Genomic DNA, 17,121 nt, shown 5'->3' on the forward strand with positions numbered 1-17,121 from the left:
TTGATAGGTCTGGTGTGGAAGCGTGGTGACACGTGGAGCTGACAGATACTAATCGGTCGAGGGCTTATCCTTAAAAAGCATAACGTTTGGAAACGTCGTATCTAGTTTTGAGAGAACATACTCTCTACAATTTAGAATCATGGTGAAAGTCATGGTTAGGTCTAGTGATGATGGCAAAGAGGTCACACCCGTTCCCATACCGAACACGGAAGTTAAGCTCTTTAGCGCCGATGGTAGTTGGGGGTCTCCCCCTGTTAGAGTAGGACGTCGCTAGGCAAAGAAGGTGGGACGAACTTTATGTTCGTTCCATCTTTTTTTTTGTTTTTTTTAAGATTCAAGATACAAAGGATAGTCTCACAATCTAATCAATGAATTTTACAGACACAAAAATATTTAAATTGACTCAAAAAATTAAATCTATGCTCAATATAGAGCTAGGAAGGATTGTCGGAATTTAGCGAACGGCCTTTATTTTTGATTTTAGACTTAATGGAGGCTCATTCCGACTTAATTCACTCTCATTTCGACTTAATTTTGTGCACATAGACTTAATTAGCGGTGGTAGATACCCCACTCCGTATGCTTCGAAGATTGGTTTCAGCCACAAAACCTTCCTACAATCCTCAAAATAGGAAGAAGATGGCCAGAGCCATCTTCTTCCTCGCGATATTCTTTAGCAAAAGCTCAAAAAATCCATTAAAATGATTGCTGATACTCGTAATAGAGACCAAACCACAAACCGCAAAACCAACACCATCAAAACACAAGAAAAGGGAGGTTTGGTGTCCACCAAACTTTCAATATACATACAAGAAGCATCCGCCAAACTTCCTACTAAACTCCTCTAAAATCAATAACTGTTTTTGCATCAATTCTCCAGTTTCCAACTTGTCCAAAAAGTGTTATCCTTAACGAAGTATTTTTCACCTTGGGAGGCTTGCCATCATGTTAGATAATGCGTTCATCATGGTTGGGATCATTTTATTGATCAATATTGTATATGTATCGTTTTTTACGATCAGGATGATCCTGACGTTAAAAGGACAAAGGTACTTGGCTGCCTTTATTAGTGTGTTCGAGGTTATTATCTATGTGGTCGGCCTCGGGCTGGTTCTTGATAACTTGAATGAGATTCAAAACTTGATCGCGTATGCGGTTGGTTATGGAATTGGTGTTTTAGTAGGAATGAAGATTGAAGAAAAGCTAGCACTTGGATATACTACTGTTAACGTAATTACGACAAATCTTGAAGGCGGCTTGCCGAACGAGCTTCGCAACAAAGGCTATGGAGTTACAAACTGGCTTGCAGAAGGTCGTGAAGGACAGCGTTTGATGATGGAGATCTTAACATCACGTAAATCAGAAATGAACCTATATAATACGGTTAAGGATTTGGATCCGAAGGCGTTTATAATTTCACATGAGCCTAAAGCGTTTCATGGTGGATTTTGGGTTAAGGGTATCAGGAGGTAACAGATGGAGAAGAAACCTTCTAAAAAGAAGTTTGCTGTTGAAGCAGGAGAAACGATCTCGGATTGTCTGGATCGTATGGCCGATGAGGGCTATACACCGGTAAGACGTACGGAAGAGCCCGTTTTCCATGAAGTGAAACGCAACGGCAGAATGGAACCAGAAGTAAAGGAACAACGAATTGTATTTGAAGGCAAACTCCTTCAATAATGACCAAAACACGAACATTAAATGTAATATACAACTTAATGTTCGATTTTTGTTGACAAAACAAAACAATCATTGCTACAATAAAACCAGAAGAATAAAGCCCTCATATAATTTCGGGGATATGGCCCGTAAGTCTCTACCTGATGACCGTTATTTCATCAGACTATGAGGGAAAGCATCTTTCTGTCTATTTTTATCGGATACGTATGTCCAGTTGGCTGCTTTCTCTCATATTAGGGAGAAGCATACCAACTGGACTTTTTTATATTTTCTGACAATAAGGAGGCTACCATGGCTAAAGTTGGCGTGATCATGGGAAGTGTTTCAGATTGGGAAACAATGAAAGAAGCGTGTGACCTATTAGATGAACTTGAAGTAGCTTACGAGAAAAAAGTAGTTTCTGCACACCGTACACCGGATCTCATGTTTCAATACGCAGAAGAAGCAGAATATAGAGGGATTGAAGTGATCATTGCTGGAGCTGGTGGGGCAGCCCACTTACCTGGTATGGTCGCAGCTAAAACGATCCTGCCTGTTATCGGTGTTCCGGTTCAATCCAAAGCGCTTAACGGCATGGATTCACTGTTATCCATCGTTCAGATGCCAAAAGGTGTTCCTGTCGCGACGGTTGCGATCGGGAGGGCTGGTGCAGCGAATGCCGGACTTTTAGCCGCACAGATGGTGGCTGTACATGATGAAGGAGTCAAACAACGCTTAAAACAACGCCGTGCCACAGCACAACAACTGGCGATCGAAAGTAGTGAGCTTCTTGTTTAAGACGATAAAACCACAGCAAACACTTGGTATACTTGGCGGAGGCCAGCTCGGCCGCATGATGGCGTTGAGCGCTCGTGAGATGGGATTGAACGTTGTTGTTTTAGAACCAGGAGAGAATTCACCATGCGGGCAGGTTGCGGATCAACAGATCACAACAGCTTATGATGACCGAGAAGGCATCAAGAAGCTTGCAGAACAAAGCGATGTCGTCACATACGAGTTTGAAAACATAGATGCAGAGAGTGCGAACTGGTTAGAAGAGAATGCGAACTTACCGCAGGGAAGCCGTCTTCTTTCCGTCACTCAGCACCGTTTGAAAGAGAAAGAAACGCTTCAAAAAGCAGGGGTTCCTGTTGCACCATATAGACCGGTTTCTGATATGAATTCGTTACAGGTCGCGATTGGGGAGTTAGGTTACCCTTCTGTAGTAAAAACGTGCAGAGGCGGTTACGACGGGAAAGGGCAGTTTGTGATCAAGCAAGAAAGTGATCTTGAGATTGCAGCAACACTTTTAGAGAAAGAGACAGATTGTGTGCTGGAAGCTTGGGTTGACTTTGAAAAAGAAGTATCCGTAATCATAACGAGAAGTGTGAGCGGTGAGGTTAAATCGTTTCCGATCGCAGAAAATATACACAAAGAGAATATCCTGCATCAAACGATCGCGCCGGCACGCATCACGAACAAAACAGCGGATAAAGCAAAGCTCCTAGCGGGGTCAATCGCAACGGAATTAGAGCTTGTTGGTACGCTTGCCGTAGAGATGTTCGTCGCAAAGGACGGTACGATTTATGTGAACGAACTCGCGCCACGCCCGCATAACTCGGGGCATTACACGATCGAGGCGTGTGAGACTTCACAGTTCGATCAGCATGTACGCGCAGTATGCAACTGGCCGCTTGGCAATACAGAATTAATAAAACCAGCCGTGATGATCAACATATTAGGTGAACATCATGAGACTGTGTTACGCGAGATAGGAAATTTAGGAGAAGCGAAACTTCATCTGTACGGAAAGAAAGAAGCGAAAGCGAAACGAAAGATGGGGCATATCACGGTTTTAGGTGATACGATTGAACAGGCACTAGAAAAAGCAGAAAAAGTGTCCGCACTATTTTTAAGTGATAACAAAACGGAGGTAACACAATGATTGAACGCTATACACGCCCTGAAATGGGAGCGATCTGGACGGACGAAAACAAATATCAAGCGTGGCTTGAAGTAGAGATCTTAGCTTGTGAAGCTTGGGCAGAACTAGGAGATATTCCGAAAGAAGACGTGAAGAAGCTTCGTGAAAACGCGTCTTTCGATATTAACCGAATCCTAGAGATCGAAGAGGAAACGCGCCATGATGTTGTTGCGTTTACACGAGCGGTATCTGAAACGCTTGGTGAAGAGCGTAAATGGGTACATTACGGATTAACTTCCACAGATGTTGTAGATACAGCTCTATCGTATCTACTTAAACAAGCAAATGACATTTTAGCGAAAGATCTAGATCGTTTCGTTGAGATTCTTGCTGAAAAAGCAAAAGAACATAAATATACCGTTATGATGGGTCGTACGCACGGTGTACATGCTGAGCCTACAACGTTTGGATTGAAGCTTGCTCTTTGGTACGAAGAGATGAAGCGTAACGTCGAACGTTTCAAGCAAGCGTCTGACACGGTTCGTTTCGGTAAAATTTCTGGAGCGGTTGGAACGTATGCGAACATCGATCCTTTCGTTGAAAAATATGTGTGTGAAAAGCTTGGACTAGAAGCATCACCGATCTCAACACAAACATTGCAGCGTGACCGTCACGCGCATTACATGTCAACGTTGGCACTTATCGCGACGAGCATAGAGAAGTTCGCAACTGAAGTACGCGGTCTTCAAAAGAGTGAAACGCGTGAAGTAGAAGAGTTCTTTGCAAAAGGTCAAAAAGGATCATCGGCCATGCCGCATAAACGTAATCCGATCGGATCTGAAAACATGACAGGTCTTGCTCGTGTGATCCGCGGTTACATGATGACAGCATATGAGAACGTATCCCTATGGCATGAGCGTGATATCTCCCATTCATCAGCTGAGCGTGTGATCTTACCAGATGCAACGATCGCACTGAACTACATGCTGAACCGTTTTGGCAACATCATCAAGAACTTAACCGTGTTCCCAGAAAACATGAAACGCAACATGGAGCGCACATACGGATTGATCTACTCACAGCGCGTACTCCTCAAATTGATCGACAAAGGAATGGCACGTGAAGAAGCATACGACACAGTGCAGCCAAAAGCGATGCAAGCATGGGAAGAAGGCGTACAGTTCAGAACATTAGTAGAAGCTGAACAAAAAATTACTGAAAAATTAACACCTGAAGAAATCTCTGAATGCTTTGACTACAGTTATCATCTGTCACACGTAGACACAATCTTCGACAGATTAGGGCTTTAAAGGGTTTTATAAGAAAGATCTTTTAATTAGTTGTTTTTGAAAGACTTCATTGAAAGTTGATTGAAGTGTAAGATGCGAGACTCCTGCGGGACGAGTGGGCAGGTGAGACCCTCAATGGCGCAAAGCGGCGAGGGGCTCACCGCACGCCCCGCGGAAAGCGAGTATCTGAAACGGAAATCAACCTCTCTCTCAACGGCAACATTGTCATACTAAAAAGCTTTTAAGAAGTACTTCAACTAAAAAGAGAGTGATCTATTGAGCTCTCTTTCTCTTTGCCTTTTTTAAAAGATTGAATATTGGGAATCTTCATATAACGGAGGGGTCATGATGGAGAAGTTAGAGCAGCTATACGAAGGAAAAGCAAAACGCATCTACCGCACAACCGACGAAGAAGTCGTTTGGGTCAGCTACAAAGATTCAGCAACGGCGTTCAACGGCGAGAAAAAAGCCGAGATCGCAGGAAAAGGAAGACTGAACAACGAGATCTCATCCATCCTTTTTGAACTGCTCAAAGAGAAGGGAATCGACTCCCACTTCGTAAAACGAGTATCCGAAACCGAACAGCTCGTAAAGAAGGTGACCATCATCCCCTTAGAAGTGGTTGTCCGCAACATCGCGGCGGGATCGTTATCAAAGCGTACCGGTATTCCTGAAGGTCAGATCCTTCCACGCACGATCGTCGAATTTTATTACAAAAACGATGACCTCGGCGATCCGCTTATTACGGAAGAACATATCGACATCATGAACTTGGCAACGCGAGAGCAACTCAGTCAGATTTCAGAACATGCGATTCAGATCAACGAAGTGCTCACTTCTTATTTTGTTCAAAAGAACGTAAAGCTCGTCGACTTTAAGCTGGAGTTCGGAACAGATGCTAACGGAAACCTTATGCTCGCTGACGAAATTTCTCCTGATACATGCCGTTTATGGGATGCAGAAACGAACGAGAAACTCGATAAAGATGTATTTCGCCGAGGGTTAGGAAGTTTAACAGATGCTTATGAAAAAATACTACAACGTCTAGGAGGCCTATCATGTACAAAGTAAAGGTGTATGTAACATTAAGAGAGAGTGTATTAGATCCGCAAGGTAAGGCAGTAATGAGCTCGCTTCACAAAATGGGACAGTCAGAGGTTGAAGATGTACGTATTGGTAAGTATCTGGAGTTAACGCTTCAAAAAGGCGACTACAATCTAGATGAGAAAATCGTGAACATGTGCTCGAAACTTTTATCGAATCCAGTGATCGAAGACTACCGCTACGAGGTGGAGGAGGTTGTCGCACAGTGAAGTTTGCTGTAATCGTTTTTCCAGGATCAAACTGTGACACTGACATGTATCATGCTGTAAAAGATGAGCTCGGCGCAGAAGTTGAGTACGTCTGGCACGATGCAACGAACTTAAATCAATTTGACGGTATCTTATTGCCTGGTGGTTTCTCTTATGGAGACTACCTCCGCTCTGGCGCTATCGCACAATTCTCGAACGTGATGACAGAAGTGGTTAAAGCAGCACGTGAAGGAAAACCGGTTCTTGGCGTTTGTAACGGATTTCAGATTTTACTAGAAACAGGACTTCTGCCAGGAGCGATGCGCCGCAATGAATCATTGAAATTCATCTGCCAGCCAGAAGAGCTAGTCGTTGAGAACACATCGACGATCTTCACGACTCAGTATGAAAAAGGAGAAGTGATCTCCGTTCCAGTCGCACATGGTGAAGGCAACTATTATTGCGATAAAGACACGCTGCAACAGCTAAAGGCGAACAATCAGATCGTATTCACGTATAGGAACAATCCGAACGGATCGGTTGAAAACATTGCCGGTATCACGAACGAAGAAGGCAACGTGCTAGGTATGATGCCACATCCGGAACGCGCGGTCGATGAGCTGTTAGGAAGCAAAGATGGTCTTAAATTATTTCAATCTATTGTGAAGAGCTGGAGGGAACGTTATGTCGCTGCAAAATGAACCAACAAGTTCACAAATTAAAGAGCAAAAATTATACCGTGAGATGGGTTTAAGTGATTCAGAGTTTGAACTCGTAGAAAAGATTATCGGCAGATCTCCTAACTGGACAGAAACAGGACTGTTCTCCGTTATGTGGAGTGAGCACTGTTCTTATAAAAATTCAAAGCCTGTTCTAAGCAAGTTCCCTACAAAAGGTGAGCGCGTACTTCAAGGTCCTGGTGAAGGTGCTGGGATCGTGGATATCGGTGACGGTCAAGCGGTTGTTTTCAAGATCGAATCTCATAACCACCCTTCAGCGATCGAGCCTTATCAAGGAGCTGCAACAGGTGTCGGTGGAATCATCCGTGACGTTTTCTCAATGGGAGCGCGTCCGATCGCGATGCTGAACTCACTTCGTTTTGGAGAGCTAGAGTCACCGCGTGTGAAGTATTTGTTCGAACAAGTGGTAGCGGGGATCGCAGGCTACGGCAACTGTATCGGAATTCCGACGGTTGGTGGAGAAGTTCAATTCGATCCATCGTATGAAGGCAATCCACTTGTGAATGCGATGTGCGTCGGTCTGATCGATCATAAAGACATTAAAAAGGGACAAGCGAAGGGTGCTGGAAACTCTGTGATGTACGTTGGGGCGAAAACAGGCCGTGATGGAATCCACGGTGCAACGTTTGCATCGGAAGAGCTTTCTGAAGCGTCAGAAGAAAAGCGTCCAGCGGTTCAAGTTGGAGATCCTTTTATGGAGAAACTCGTTATGGAAGCGTGCCTCGAGCTCATTCATAACTGTGATGCGCTTGTCGGAATTCAAGATATGGGTGCGGCAGGTCTTACAAGTTCATCCGCTGAGATGGCAAGTAAAGCGGGTATGGGAATCGAGATGAACCTTGATCTTATTCCACAGCGTGAAACAGGTATGACGGCATATGAGATGATGCTTTCAGAATCTCAAGAGCGCATGTTGTTAGTCGTTGAAAAAGGCCGTGAGCATGAAGTGGAAAAGATCTTTGCAAAATGGGATCTTGATTGCGTAACAGTTGGAACGGTTATCGAAGAACAAGTACTGCGTCTTACTCACCAAGGGGAGATCGTAGCAGATGTACCGGTAGATGCTCTTGCAGAAGATGCTCCAGTTTATCATAAGCCATCCAAAGAACCTGCTTATTATGGCGAGTTCCAAGCGCAAGCAGATTACTTACCAGAGATTACTAGCTTCAAATCTACGTTGCTCTCTCTTTTGAAGCAGCCAACGATCGCGAGCAAAGAGTGGGTTTACAACCAGTACGACTACATGGTGCGCACGAATACGGTCGTAGCACCTGGATCAGATGCAGCAGTTGTTCGAATCCGAGGAACGAAAAAAGCGCTAGCGATGACAACAGACTGTAATTCTCGCTATCTGTATTTAGACCCAGAAGTGGGCGGCATGATCGCTGTTGCCGAAGCAGCTCGTAATCTTGTATGTTCAGGAGCGCAGCCTCTTGCGGTGACAGATTGCTTGAACTACGGAAATCCTGAAAAGCCAGAGATCTTCTGGCAGCTAGAGAAATCAGCTGACGGTATGAGTGCGGCATGCAACAAACTCGCAACGCCAGTAATCGGCGGTAACGTATCTCTTTATAACGAAACGAACGGTGTAGCCGTTTACCCGACGCCAGTCATCGGTATGGTCGGGCTTATCGAAGACACGAAGCACATCGTGACTCAAAGCTTTAAAGAAGCGGGCGACATCATCTATCTGATCGGTGAGAGCAAAGCTGAATTTGGCGGAAGTGAGCTTCAGAAGATGAAAGAAGGACGCATTTTTGGTAAAGCGCCTCACATCGATCTAGAAGTGGAAGAAACAAGACAGCGTGAGATTTTAGCAGCGATTCAAAAAGGCTTGATCCAATCTGCGCATGACGTTGCAGAAGGCGGACTATCTGTTGCACTTGCTGAGTCTGTGATGGACGGAAAAATAGGAGCGAGCGTGACGTTAACAGATGAGCCGATTGGAAGTCTTTTCGGAGAATCTCAATCCCGTTTCTTAGTCACAGTAAAACCTGAACATCAAGATGAGTTCCAACAGCTTGTAAAAGACGCAAAAATCATAGGTTTTGTACGTTCTGAGAGCGGTCTAGCGATCGATAATGAGCAGGGTGAAGAGTTGTTATCCTGCACGCTCCAGGAGATGCAAGACGCCTGGAAAGGAGCTATTCCATGCTTGCTGACATCAAAGGCTTAAACGAAGAATGTGGTGTGTTTGGGATCTGGGGTCACCCGGATGCCGCGCAATTAACGTATTACGGGCTGCATAGTCTGCAGCATCGCGGACAAGAAGGAGCAGGAATCGTTGTAACGGACGGAGAGCGTTTACGCATTCATAAAGGAAGTGGCTTAGTAAATGACGTGTTCAGCAAAGGTGAACTAGAAGGATTGATCGGACATGGTGCAATCGGCCATGTCCGGTATTCCACAGCAGGAGGCAATGAGCTTGCGAACGTTCAGCCCTTATTGTTTCGTTCACAAACAAGTTCACTTGCTCTTGCTCATAACGGGAATCTCGTAAATGCCAACGCGCTAAAGCATCAGCTGGAATCACAAGGAAGCATCTTTCAGACAACATCGGATACAGAAGTGCTTGCTCATCTGATCAAGCGCAGCGGTTATTTTACACTAAAAGAAAAAGTACAGAACGCTTTAACGATGCTAAAAGGTGCATATGCGTTCTTAGTCATGACAGAAAACGAGATGATGGTAGCACTAGATCCGAACGGATTGCGCCCTTTGTCACTCGGTATGCTTGGTGATGCGTATGTTGTCGCATCTGAAACGTGTGCGTTCGATGTGGTTGGGGCAACGTACGTGCGTGACGTGCAGCCGGGAGAACTTTTGATCATTAACGAAGACGGACTAACGGTCGATACGTTCTCGACTTCTGTTCAGCGCTCTATGTGTTCGATGGAATATATTTATTTTTCACGACCAGACAGCAACATCGAAGGAATCAACGTTCATGCGGCTCGTAAAAGTCTTGGGAAAAAGATGTATGAAGAAGCTCCGATTGAAGCGGATGTTGTAACAGGTGTGCCTGATTCTAGTATCTCTGCTGCGATCGGTTATGCGGAAGCATCCGGTATTCCGTATGAGATCGGCCTTATTAAAAATCGCTATGTCGGACGTACGTTCATTCAGCCTTCTCAAGAGCTTCGTGAACTTGGCGTAAAGATGAAGCTTTCTCCGGTTCGAGGAATCGTAGAAGGCAAGCGTGTCGTGATGGTAGATGACTCAATCGTACGCGGTACGACGAGCCGCCGAATCGTGAAGATGCTGCGTGCTGCGGGCGCTACAGAAGTTCATGTGCGAATTACAGCTCCACCCATCGCCCATCCATGCTATTACGGCATAGATACATCAGAACGTGCGGAACTGATCGCATCTAAGCATTCTGTTGATGAGATCCGTGAAATTATTGGTGCTGATTCATTATCGTTTATTTCCGTCGAAGGACTGATGGAAGGTATAGGACGTTCGAATGACGAGCCGAACTGCGGACAATGTTTAGCTTGTTTTACAGGACGATATCCAACAGAAATTTATCCAGATACTGTTTTACCATATGAAAAAGAGCTTGTTTAAAGGGGGAGAAGACGATGGCAGAAGCATATAAGCAAGCAGGCGTGAACATCGAAGCAGGATATGAAGCGGTCGATCGCATCAAGAAGCATGCACTTAGAACGAAGCGTCCGGAAGTATTAGCAGGACTTGGTGGATTTGGTGCGATGTTCGATCTATCGGGATTCTCACATAAAGAGCCCGTCCTGATTTCCGGAACAGATGGAGTAGGTACGAAGCTGATGCTTGCGTTCTTGGCGGATAAGCATGACACGATCGGTGTAGATGCAGTTGCGATGTGCGTGAACGATATCGTAGCGCAAGGCGCTGAGCCGCTTTATTTCCTGGACTATATTGCTTGCGGCACGCTTCACCCTGAAAAGATCGAAGAGATCGTTAGTGGGATCGCGGATGGCTGTGAACAAGCAGGGTGTGCGCTCATCGGCGGAGAAACGGCAGAGATGCCTGGCATGTATGACAGTGAAGAGTATGATTTAGCTGGGTTTACGGTTGGAATCGCCGAGAAATCGAAGCTGATCAACGGCGCTGCTATCTCCGAGAACGATGTATTGATAGGCCTTGCTTCAAACGGTCTTCATTCCAACGGCTTTTCGCTCGTTCGCAAAGTTTTATTAGAAAACGCAGGTCTTGATCTGAACGAACACATTGATAGTTTATCTAAACCATTAGGTGAAGAGCTGTTAACACCGACTCGCATCTATGTAAAACCGTTGCTTGAAGTGTTCAATCAGTTTGATGTGAACGGTGTTGCTCATATTACAGGCGGCGGGTTCATTGAAAACATTCCACGCATGCTGCCAGAAGGTCTTGCGGCAGAAGTAGATTATGGTTCATGGCCGGTTCCTGCGATTTTTGATCTGATCGAAGAAAAAGGAAACCTGACACGGAAAGAGATGTTCACAACGTTTAACATGGGAATTGGAATGGTGCTCTCGGTTTCAGAAGAAAATATGCTTCCAATCATCCGCCTTTTAGAAGAAACAGGCGAAAAGCCTTACATCATCGGTCGCGTGAAGCAAGGTGAAGGCGTGATCTTTGGTGGAGGAAACATCGAATGAGAAAAATAGCTGTATTTGCTTCTGGAAGCGGAAGTAACTTTCAAGCCATCGTAGACGCAGTTGAAGCAGGTGAGCTTCAAGCGGATATCGAGCTTTTAGTATGTGATAAACCAGGGGCGAAGGTGGTCGATCGTGCGCGCCATTTTGACATTCCAACGTACTCGTTCATGCCTCAAACGTTTGCATCAAAAGCTGATTTTGAAAAAGAAATCGTTTCTGAACTTCAATCCTATGGAGTAGAATTTATCGTTCTCGCAGGATATATGAGGTTGGTTGGTGAGGTATTATTGAAAGCGTATGAAGGCCGTATCATCAATATCCATCCGTCTTATCTGCCGGCATTTCCTGGTAAGGATGCGGTAGGGCAAGCACTGAAAGCAAACGTTGCCGAAACAGGTGTAACGGTTCATTATGTAGACAGTGGAATGGATACAGGGCCGATCATCGAACAAGTTCGCATTCCTGTATTGCCAGGCGATACAGAGGATACCCTGCAGCAGCGTATCCAAAAAGCAGAACACCAATTGTACCCAGCCATCATCAACAAACTATTACAAAAAGACACCGTAGGAGGCATCTTACATTGACGATCAAACGTGCACTCATAAGCGTATCAAATAAAGAAGGATTACTTCACTTTGCAGAAAAACTAGCTCATCACGGCGTAGAGATCATCTCTACGGGCGGAACAAAAAAAGCGTTACAAGACGCTGGGATTCCTGTAATCGGTATCTCTGAAGTGACTGGTTTTCCTGAGATCATGGACGGACGTGTCAAAACGCTTCATCCAAAAATTCATGGCGGTTTACTCGCTGTTCGAGATAATGAGACACATCGAACAGCAATGCATGAAAATGAGATATCACCAATCGATCTTGTAGTTGTAAACCTTTATCCGTTCAAAGAGACGATCGCCAAAGAAGGCACAACATTCGCTGATGCGATCGAAAATATCGATATCGGCGGACCGAGCATGCTTCGTTCAGCTGCAAAAAATCATGCCTACGTCACGGTCGTTGTCGATCCGGCAGACTATGAATCAGTTGCGGGTGAGCTTGATGGTGCAGGAGCTGTAAGTGAAGAGACGCGCCGAAGACTTGCTGCGAAGACGTTCCGTCATACAGCGGCTTATGATGCATTAATCGCTGAATACTTAACAGCAGCTGTAGAAGAGGAGCACCCAGAATCCTACACGGTAACATATGAAAAGAAACAGGACCTTCGTTATGGTGAGAACCCGCATCAAAAAGCCGCGTTTTATTCGACGCCACTGAAGAACACGCTCTCTTTAACAGACGCTGAACAGCTACATGGAAAAGAGCTTTCGTACAACAACATCAACGACGCAGATGCTGCACTTTCAATCGTAAAAGAGTTCGTTGATCCAGCTGTTGTTGCGGTTAAGCACATGAATCCATGTGGCGTTGGAACAGGCTCAACGATTCTTGAAGCGTACACCCGTGCGTTTGAAGCAGACCCTGTATCGATCTTCGGCGGCATCATCGCTGCTAACACAGAAATAGATGAAGAAACGGCTCAAAAGCTGAGTGAGATTTTCCTTGAGATCATCATCGCTCCTTCATTTACAGAGAAAGCGTTAGAGATTTTAACGAAAAAGAAGAACATCCGTTTATTAAAATTAGATTTTACAGAAGGTACAGGAATCGCCAAAAAAATCACTACCGTTTCTGGCGGAATGCTCGTTCAAGAGGAAGACGTTTACGGGTTGGATGATGCGAACGTGACGATTCCTACAAAACGCCAGCCGACTGAGCAAGAGTGGAAAGATCTGAAGCTTGCTTGGAAAGTGGTAAAGCATGTGAAATCTAACGCGATTGTCTTAGCGAAAGACGAAATGACAGTAGGGGTTGGTGCGGGTCAGATGAACCGCGTTGGCGCAGCGAAAATCGCAATCGAGCAAGCTGGTGAACGTGCACAAGGTTCAGCTCTTGGATCAGATGCGTTCTTCCCGATGGACGATACCGTAGAAGCAGCGGCACGCGCTGGTGTAACAGCAATCATCCAGCCAGGTGGATCGATTAAGGATGAAGATTCGATAAAAAAAGCAGACGAGCACGGGATCACGATGGTGTTCACAGGCGTTAGGCACTTTAAGCATTAATCATGTTGACTCAGTAGTGTGTGGAAGGGTTGATTTCCGTTCCAGGTGCTCTCTTTCCGGGGGGCGTGCTGTGAACGCATGAATCAATGCATCTGTAAAAATGTTTAAATTTTGCTTTAAAATAAGTAGATTTAGTTGTTTTTCTCAAAGAGCTACTTGTTATGCCTAAAGTGAGTAAGTTTTTTTATGAATAGTAGATTGCTTTTTGAACAATAAAATCTGTTTTTTAGGTGTATGAGCGAAACTATTCACGTTCGGGGCGAAACGGGGGTTGGTATGAGCGAAACGAAGCAATTTCGGGGCGGAACGAGGTTCGATTGGAGCGAAACATAAACCGTTTGAGCGAAAGTGTAAAAAAATAAAGAACACGTACCGTAAAATTCTAGCTCTGGCTCCACCTACTCAGTAAGGGTACGTACCACATTTTAGGTTAGCTGAAACGGCCTCCTCATTGCCGTTTCTTCATTACAAATAAGGAGGTAGCAACCATGAACGTTCTTGTAATCGGCAAAGGTGGACGTGAACATGCGCTCGTGTGGAAGTTTGCGAACAGCCCGAGTGTCACACAAGTGTTTGCTGCACCAGGAAACCCAGGCATGGCACAGCAAGCGACATGCATTTCCATCAAAGAAACCAACATCGATGAGCTGGTCACTTTTGCAAAAACAAACGAAATCGGATTAACATTCGTTGGACCTGAAGTACCGTTACTAGAAGGCATCGTAGATCGTTTCACAGAAGAAGGTCTTGTTATCTTCGGTCCGTCTAAAGCAGCAGCAGAGATTGAAGGATCAAAATCGTTCGCGAAGGATCTTATGAAGAAGTACGACATTCCGACGGCGGCTTCTGAAACGTTTACGAATCATGATGAAGCTCTAGCTTACGTTCAAGAAAAAGGAGCACCGATCGTGTTGAAAGCGGACGGTCTTGCGGCAGGTAAAGGTGTCATTGTGGCAATGACTTTAGAAGAAGCGGAAGAGGGTCTACATGAGCTGATGGTAGACAAACGCTTCGGTTCTGCGAGCGAAACGGTAGTTGTTGAAGAATTTTTGGAAGGAGAAGAATTTTCGTTAATGTCTTTCGTACATGACGAGATTTTCCTTCCGATGGAAATTGCTCAAGATCATAAACGTGCGTATGACGGGGATAAAGGTCCGAACACAGGTGGTATGGGGGCTTACTCACCAGTACCTCAAATTTCTGACGCAGACATCCAAAAAGCGATAAAAGAGATCGTTCAACCAACCGTTTCTGCGATGAAACACGAAGGCACTCCTTTTACAGGAATTCTTTATGCGGGCTTAATCTTAACGAAGAATGGTCCGAAAGTGATCGAGTTTAATGCACGCTTCGGTGACCCGGAAACACAAGTGATTCTGCCTCGCTTACAAAATGATCTGGCTGATCTGCTTTTATCTCTTTTAAACGGCAAAAAGCCGGAACTTCAATGGTCTGAAGAATCCGTACTTGGTGTTGTACTTGCATCCGATGGTTACCCTGTTTCTTCTTCAGAAGCTAAAGTGATCAAGGGGCTAGAAAACATTGAAGGTGATTCTAACGTGTTTCACGCGGGTACGAAAAGGGAAGATGAATCTCTTTTAACAGATGGCGGCCGGGTGTTATTGGTAGCCTCTAAAGGACGTTCACTAAGTGAAGCTCAGGAAAACGTATATAGAGAAATGAAGAAGATCACGTGCGAAGGCTCATTCTATCGTAAAGATATCGGGTTTCGAGCTATTTCGCACGTCTCTTCTTAATAAACACAAACGAGATGGCGATGATTCCGCCGATAAGCAATATATAAAGAAAAGCAGTATCCATTAAATATTCGTAACTCATATTGGTGCTAACCTCCTATACTGAAGTTGAGGGCTGACGGACATGGTTGATAAGACCTTGTTCATCAGCCTTCATTAATTGGATTCGGATGAGATGTAGATGATTCTGTGTTCGGAGCTGCGGTTGGCATGAGTTTAGGAGGCTGTATGATGGACAACGGATTCCACTGACGCAACAGCTGCATCCCAATGAAGATGACAAAACCTGCTATCACATACGTTACATAAGGAACAGTACTTTGTCCGCCATCGGCCACTTCAAACAATCGTCCTCCGATTGAATTTCCTATCGCTTCCCCAATCCCTGTAAAAACACTGGCTAATCCAAAGAACATGCCAAGAAACCGGGCAGCGGCAAGCTGTGAGATCGACGTATCCAACGTGGGCATGATCAGCATCTCACCTGTGATAAAGATGATTCCGGTAAAAACAAAGAAAAATAAAGTGTTTGCAAAATATAAACTTCCGAGAGCAGTTCCGATACAGATCGCACCTATACCAACAGAAGTCAGCGGATGAATGTTTCGTATGATATTTTTTGTTATGAGCGTTTGAGCTACTATGACCGTGATGCTGTTGATGGTCCAGATGATGCTTATGTCTTTTCCGTTAGATAGTACACTTTCAGCTCGAAGCGGGAGCACGAGTGCAAACTGTACATAAAGAGCCCAAACAAAGATTGTGGCGATCACAAAAACGAGGAAGGGAATGTTTTTTAACGCTTGTCGATATTCACTCCATTTTACTTCTCGGCAGTTTTCGTCTCCACAGCCTGCAGGCAAGAAGAACCAGCTGATCACGCTTGCGCCTAAATATATAACAGCAGCGGTTATAAAGATTAGTTTTGAGCTTCCTGTAAATAAAGCGAAGACGGTTAATCCAGCGATCGCCATCCCAATATTGGCAAAGATTCCACGCAATGAAAAAGCAGTAGATCTCATGTCTGCTTTTACGAGCGAAGAAATAAATGCTTTTGTGGACGGCGCATTAAGCCCAAGACCGAGCCCGCTGATCGCAGCAGTTACCAAAACTAGTGAATAAGTTGAAAAATAAGCGAAACCTATCAGCCCGCCTGCCCGTATTAAAGCACCAAGTGCGATGATAAAACGTCTGCCTGTACGGTCAGCGAATACGCCTCCGACCACACTTCCTACTTGCATGAAGATCGAGATAACAGCGAGAGTAAAACCAATCTGTGCTGCTGTTAATCCAGTTTCGACTTTTAAGAGGATAGGAAGGACAGGCAAGACAAGATATGAGCCAAGATGGGTAATAAAGACAACGACCAATAGACTGAAAAGAGGTCTGTTGCCTTTTAATAGGGAATGAGTTGGCATAGTGTTGCCTCCTTCTTATTATGAAGGGTTAAACGGCGAACCTTCTTTAGCGATATTACCTAAATCCATGTCGTTCATTTCTTTACTCTTGTGAAGTAGGTCAGTCATCGGGCAGTAGCGAACGATCCCTTCTGCTACCTTCATCGCTGCCATTAAAATCATAAGAATGTATGACTCTTTGTAGGGCTTTCTTGTCAGCTTTGCTGTATAAACAGAAAGCAGTGTTAGACCTGCAATAATACGAATCATGCTATTAACTAAACCAATATTTTGTCTCATTGTGATACTCCTTTCA

17 protein-coding genes, 1 rRNA gene and 1 riboswitch are annotated in these 17,121 nt (G+C 44.8%); of the genes, 15 read left to right on the forward strand and 3 right to left on the reverse strand.

From position 1 onward, the window contains the following. Positions 1–160: 160 nt before the first annotated feature. From rrf to purD, 15 genes are all read left to right on the forward strand, one after another. Positions 161–276, forward strand: a 5S ribosomal RNA gene (rrf, locus tag H9648_RS13705). A 669-nt stretch (positions 277–945) separates the two neighbouring features. Continuing rightward, complete coding sequence (locus H9648_RS13710) at positions 946–1,473, forward strand: DUF2179 domain-containing protein (RefSeq protein ID WP_191754373.1); 528 nt, start codon at positions 946–948, stop codon at positions 1,471–1,473. Between the two features lie 3 nt (positions 1,474–1,476). Further along, positions 1,477–1,680 (forward strand): NETI motif-containing protein, encoded by a 204-nt coding sequence (locus H9648_RS13715; protein WP_191754374.1) that lies wholly within the window; start codon positions 1,477–1,479, stop codon positions 1,678–1,680. Between the two features lie 83 nt (positions 1,681–1,763). After that, a riboswitch (purine riboswitch) is annotated at positions 1,764–1,866 on the forward strand. 105 nt (positions 1,867–1,971) lie between these two features. After that, complete coding sequence (gene purE, locus H9648_RS13720; protein WP_191754375.1) at positions 1,972–2,457, forward strand: 5-(carboxyamino)imidazole ribonucleotide mutase; 486 nt, start codon at positions 1,972–1,974, stop codon at positions 2,455–2,457. Then, positions 2,450–3,604: a 5-(carboxyamino)imidazole ribonucleotide synthase gene (gene purK, locus H9648_RS13725; RefSeq protein ID WP_191754376.1), complete on the forward strand. Its 1,155-nt coding sequence runs from the start codon at positions 2,450–2,452 to the stop codon at positions 3,602–3,604. Before purE ends, purK begins: the two co-directional genes overlap by 8 nt. After that, positions 3,601–4,893, forward strand: coding sequence for an adenylosuccinate lyase (gene purB / locus H9648_RS13730; RefSeq protein WP_066390818.1), 1,293 nt, complete (start codon positions 3,601–3,603; stop codon positions 4,891–4,893). The genes purK and purB overlap by 4 nt, the downstream gene beginning before the upstream one ends. Before the next feature lie 327 nt (positions 4,894–5,220). Beyond that, entirely contained in the window at positions 5,221–5,943 is a 723-nt protein-coding gene (gene purC, locus H9648_RS13735) for a phosphoribosylaminoimidazolesuccinocarboxamide synthase (protein WP_191754602.1), read from the forward strand. Further along, complete coding sequence (gene purS / locus H9648_RS13740) at positions 5,931–6,185, forward strand: phosphoribosylformylglycinamidine synthase subunit PurS (protein ID WP_191754377.1); 255 nt, start codon at positions 5,931–5,933, stop codon at positions 6,183–6,185. Before purC ends, purS begins: the two co-directional genes overlap by 13 nt. Continuing rightward, positions 6,182–6,865, forward strand: coding sequence for a phosphoribosylformylglycinamidine synthase subunit PurQ (gene purQ / locus H9648_RS13745; protein WP_191754378.1), 684 nt, complete (start codon positions 6,182–6,184; stop codon positions 6,863–6,865). The genes purS and purQ overlap by 4 nt, the downstream gene beginning before the upstream one ends. Beyond that, positions 6,849–9,080 carry a phosphoribosylformylglycinamidine synthase subunit PurL gene (gene purL, locus H9648_RS13750; RefSeq protein WP_191754379.1) on the forward strand — a complete coding sequence of 744 codons (2,232 nt, stop codon included), beginning with the start codon at positions 6,849–6,851 and terminating at the stop codon, positions 9,078–9,080. Before purQ ends, purL begins: the two co-directional genes overlap by 17 nt. Next, complete coding sequence (gene purF, locus H9648_RS13755) at positions 9,056–10,474, forward strand: amidophosphoribosyltransferase (protein ID WP_191754380.1); 1,419 nt, start codon at positions 9,056–9,058, stop codon at positions 10,472–10,474. Before purL ends, purF begins: the two co-directional genes overlap by 25 nt. Positions 10,475–10,488: 14 nt before the next feature. After that, entirely contained in the window at positions 10,489–11,529 is a 1,041-nt protein-coding gene (gene purM, locus H9648_RS13760) for a phosphoribosylformylglycinamidine cyclo-ligase (RefSeq protein WP_191754381.1), read from the forward strand. Continuing rightward, a complete protein-coding gene (gene purN, locus H9648_RS13765; protein WP_191754382.1) occupies positions 11,526–12,116 on the forward strand; it encodes a phosphoribosylglycinamide formyltransferase in 591 nt (196 codons plus the stop codon). Before purM ends, purN begins: the two co-directional genes overlap by 4 nt. Beyond that, a complete protein-coding gene (gene purH, locus H9648_RS13770) occupies positions 12,113–13,651 on the forward strand; it encodes a bifunctional phosphoribosylaminoimidazolecarboxamide formyltransferase/IMP cyclohydrolase (protein WP_191754383.1) in 1,539 nt (512 codons plus the stop codon). The genes purN and purH overlap by 4 nt, the downstream gene beginning before the upstream one ends. A 488-nt stretch (positions 13,652–14,139) precedes the next feature. Then, complete coding sequence (gene purD / locus H9648_RS13775; RefSeq protein WP_191754384.1) at positions 14,140–15,408, forward strand: phosphoribosylamine--glycine ligase; 1,269 nt, start codon at positions 14,140–14,142, stop codon at positions 15,406–15,408. Here purD and H9648_RS21080 read toward each other — a convergent pair. The 3 genes from H9648_RS21080 to H9648_RS13785 form a co-directional block, all read right to left on the reverse strand. Beyond that, positions 15,386–15,490 carry an EYxxD motif small membrane protein gene (locus H9648_RS21080; RefSeq protein WP_328086095.1) on the reverse strand — a complete coding sequence of 35 codons (105 nt, stop codon included), beginning with the start codon at positions 15,488–15,490 and terminating at the stop codon, positions 15,386–15,388. The genes purD and H9648_RS21080 overlap by 23 nt on opposite strands. Before the next feature lie 64 nt (positions 15,491–15,554). Further along, positions 15,555–16,826, reverse strand: a complete 1,272-nt coding sequence (locus H9648_RS13780; RefSeq protein ID WP_191754385.1) for an MFS transporter — start codon at positions 16,824–16,826, stop codon at positions 15,555–15,557. Positions 16,827–16,844: 18 nt separating this feature from the next. After that, entirely contained in the window at positions 16,845–17,105 is a 261-nt protein-coding gene (locus H9648_RS13785) for a YgaP family membrane protein (protein WP_066242825.1), read from the reverse strand. Positions 17,106–17,121: the final 16 nt, after the last annotated feature.

Source organism: Fictibacillus norfolkensis, from assembly GCF_014836645.1.
Lineage (GTDB): Bacteria > Bacillota > Bacilli > Bacillales > Fictibacillaceae > Fictibacillus > Fictibacillus norfolkensis.

What these genes read in the sequence shown, in the direction of transcription:
- H9648_RS13710 (WP_191754373.1), top strand. Translation starts at nt 946, where the DNA reads ATGTTAGATAATGCGTTCATCATGGTTGGGATCATTTTATTGATCAAT.
- H9648_RS13715 (WP_191754374.1), top strand. Translation starts at nt 1,477, where the DNA reads ATGGAGAAGAAACCTTCTAAAAAGAAGTTTGCTGTTGAAGCAGGAGAA.
- purE (WP_191754375.1), top strand. Translation starts at nt 1,972, where the DNA reads ATGGCTAAAGTTGGCGTGATCATGGGAAGTGTTTCAGATTGGGAAACA.
- purB (WP_066390818.1), top strand. Translation starts at nt 3,601, where the DNA reads ATGATTGAACGCTATACACGCCCTGAAATGGGAGCGATCTGGACGGAC.
- purC (WP_191754602.1), top strand. Translation starts at nt 5,221, where the DNA reads ATGGAGAAGTTAGAGCAGCTATACGAAGGAAAAGCAAAACGCATCTAC.
- purS (WP_191754377.1), top strand. Translation starts at nt 5,931, where the DNA reads ATGTACAAAGTAAAGGTGTATGTAACATTAAGAGAGAGTGTATTAGAT.
- purL (WP_191754379.1), top strand. Translation starts at nt 6,849, where the DNA reads ATGTCGCTGCAAAATGAACCAACAAGTTCACAAATTAAAGAGCAAAAA.
- purF (WP_191754380.1), top strand. Translation starts at nt 9,056, where the DNA reads ATGCTTGCTGACATCAAAGGCTTAAACGAAGAATGTGGTGTGTTTGGG.
- purM (WP_191754381.1), top strand. Translation starts at nt 10,489, where the DNA reads ATGGCAGAAGCATATAAGCAAGCAGGCGTGAACATCGAAGCAGGATAT.
- purN (WP_191754382.1), top strand. Translation starts at nt 11,526, where the DNA reads ATGAGAAAAATAGCTGTATTTGCTTCTGGAAGCGGAAGTAACTTTCAA.
- purD (WP_191754384.1), top strand. Translation starts at nt 14,140, where the DNA reads ATGAACGTTCTTGTAATCGGCAAAGGTGGACGTGAACATGCGCTCGTG.
- H9648_RS21080 (WP_328086095.1), bottom strand. Translation starts at nt 15,490, where the DNA reads ATGAGTTACGAATATTTAATGGATACTGCTTTTCTTTATATATTGCTT.
- H9648_RS13780 (WP_191754385.1), bottom strand. Translation starts at nt 16,826, where the DNA reads ATGCCAACTCATTCCCTATTAAAAGGCAACAGACCTCTTTTCAGTCTA.
- H9648_RS13785 (WP_066242825.1), bottom strand. Translation starts at nt 17,105, where the DNA reads ATGAGACAAAATATTGGTTTAGTTAATAGCATGATTCGTATTATTGCA.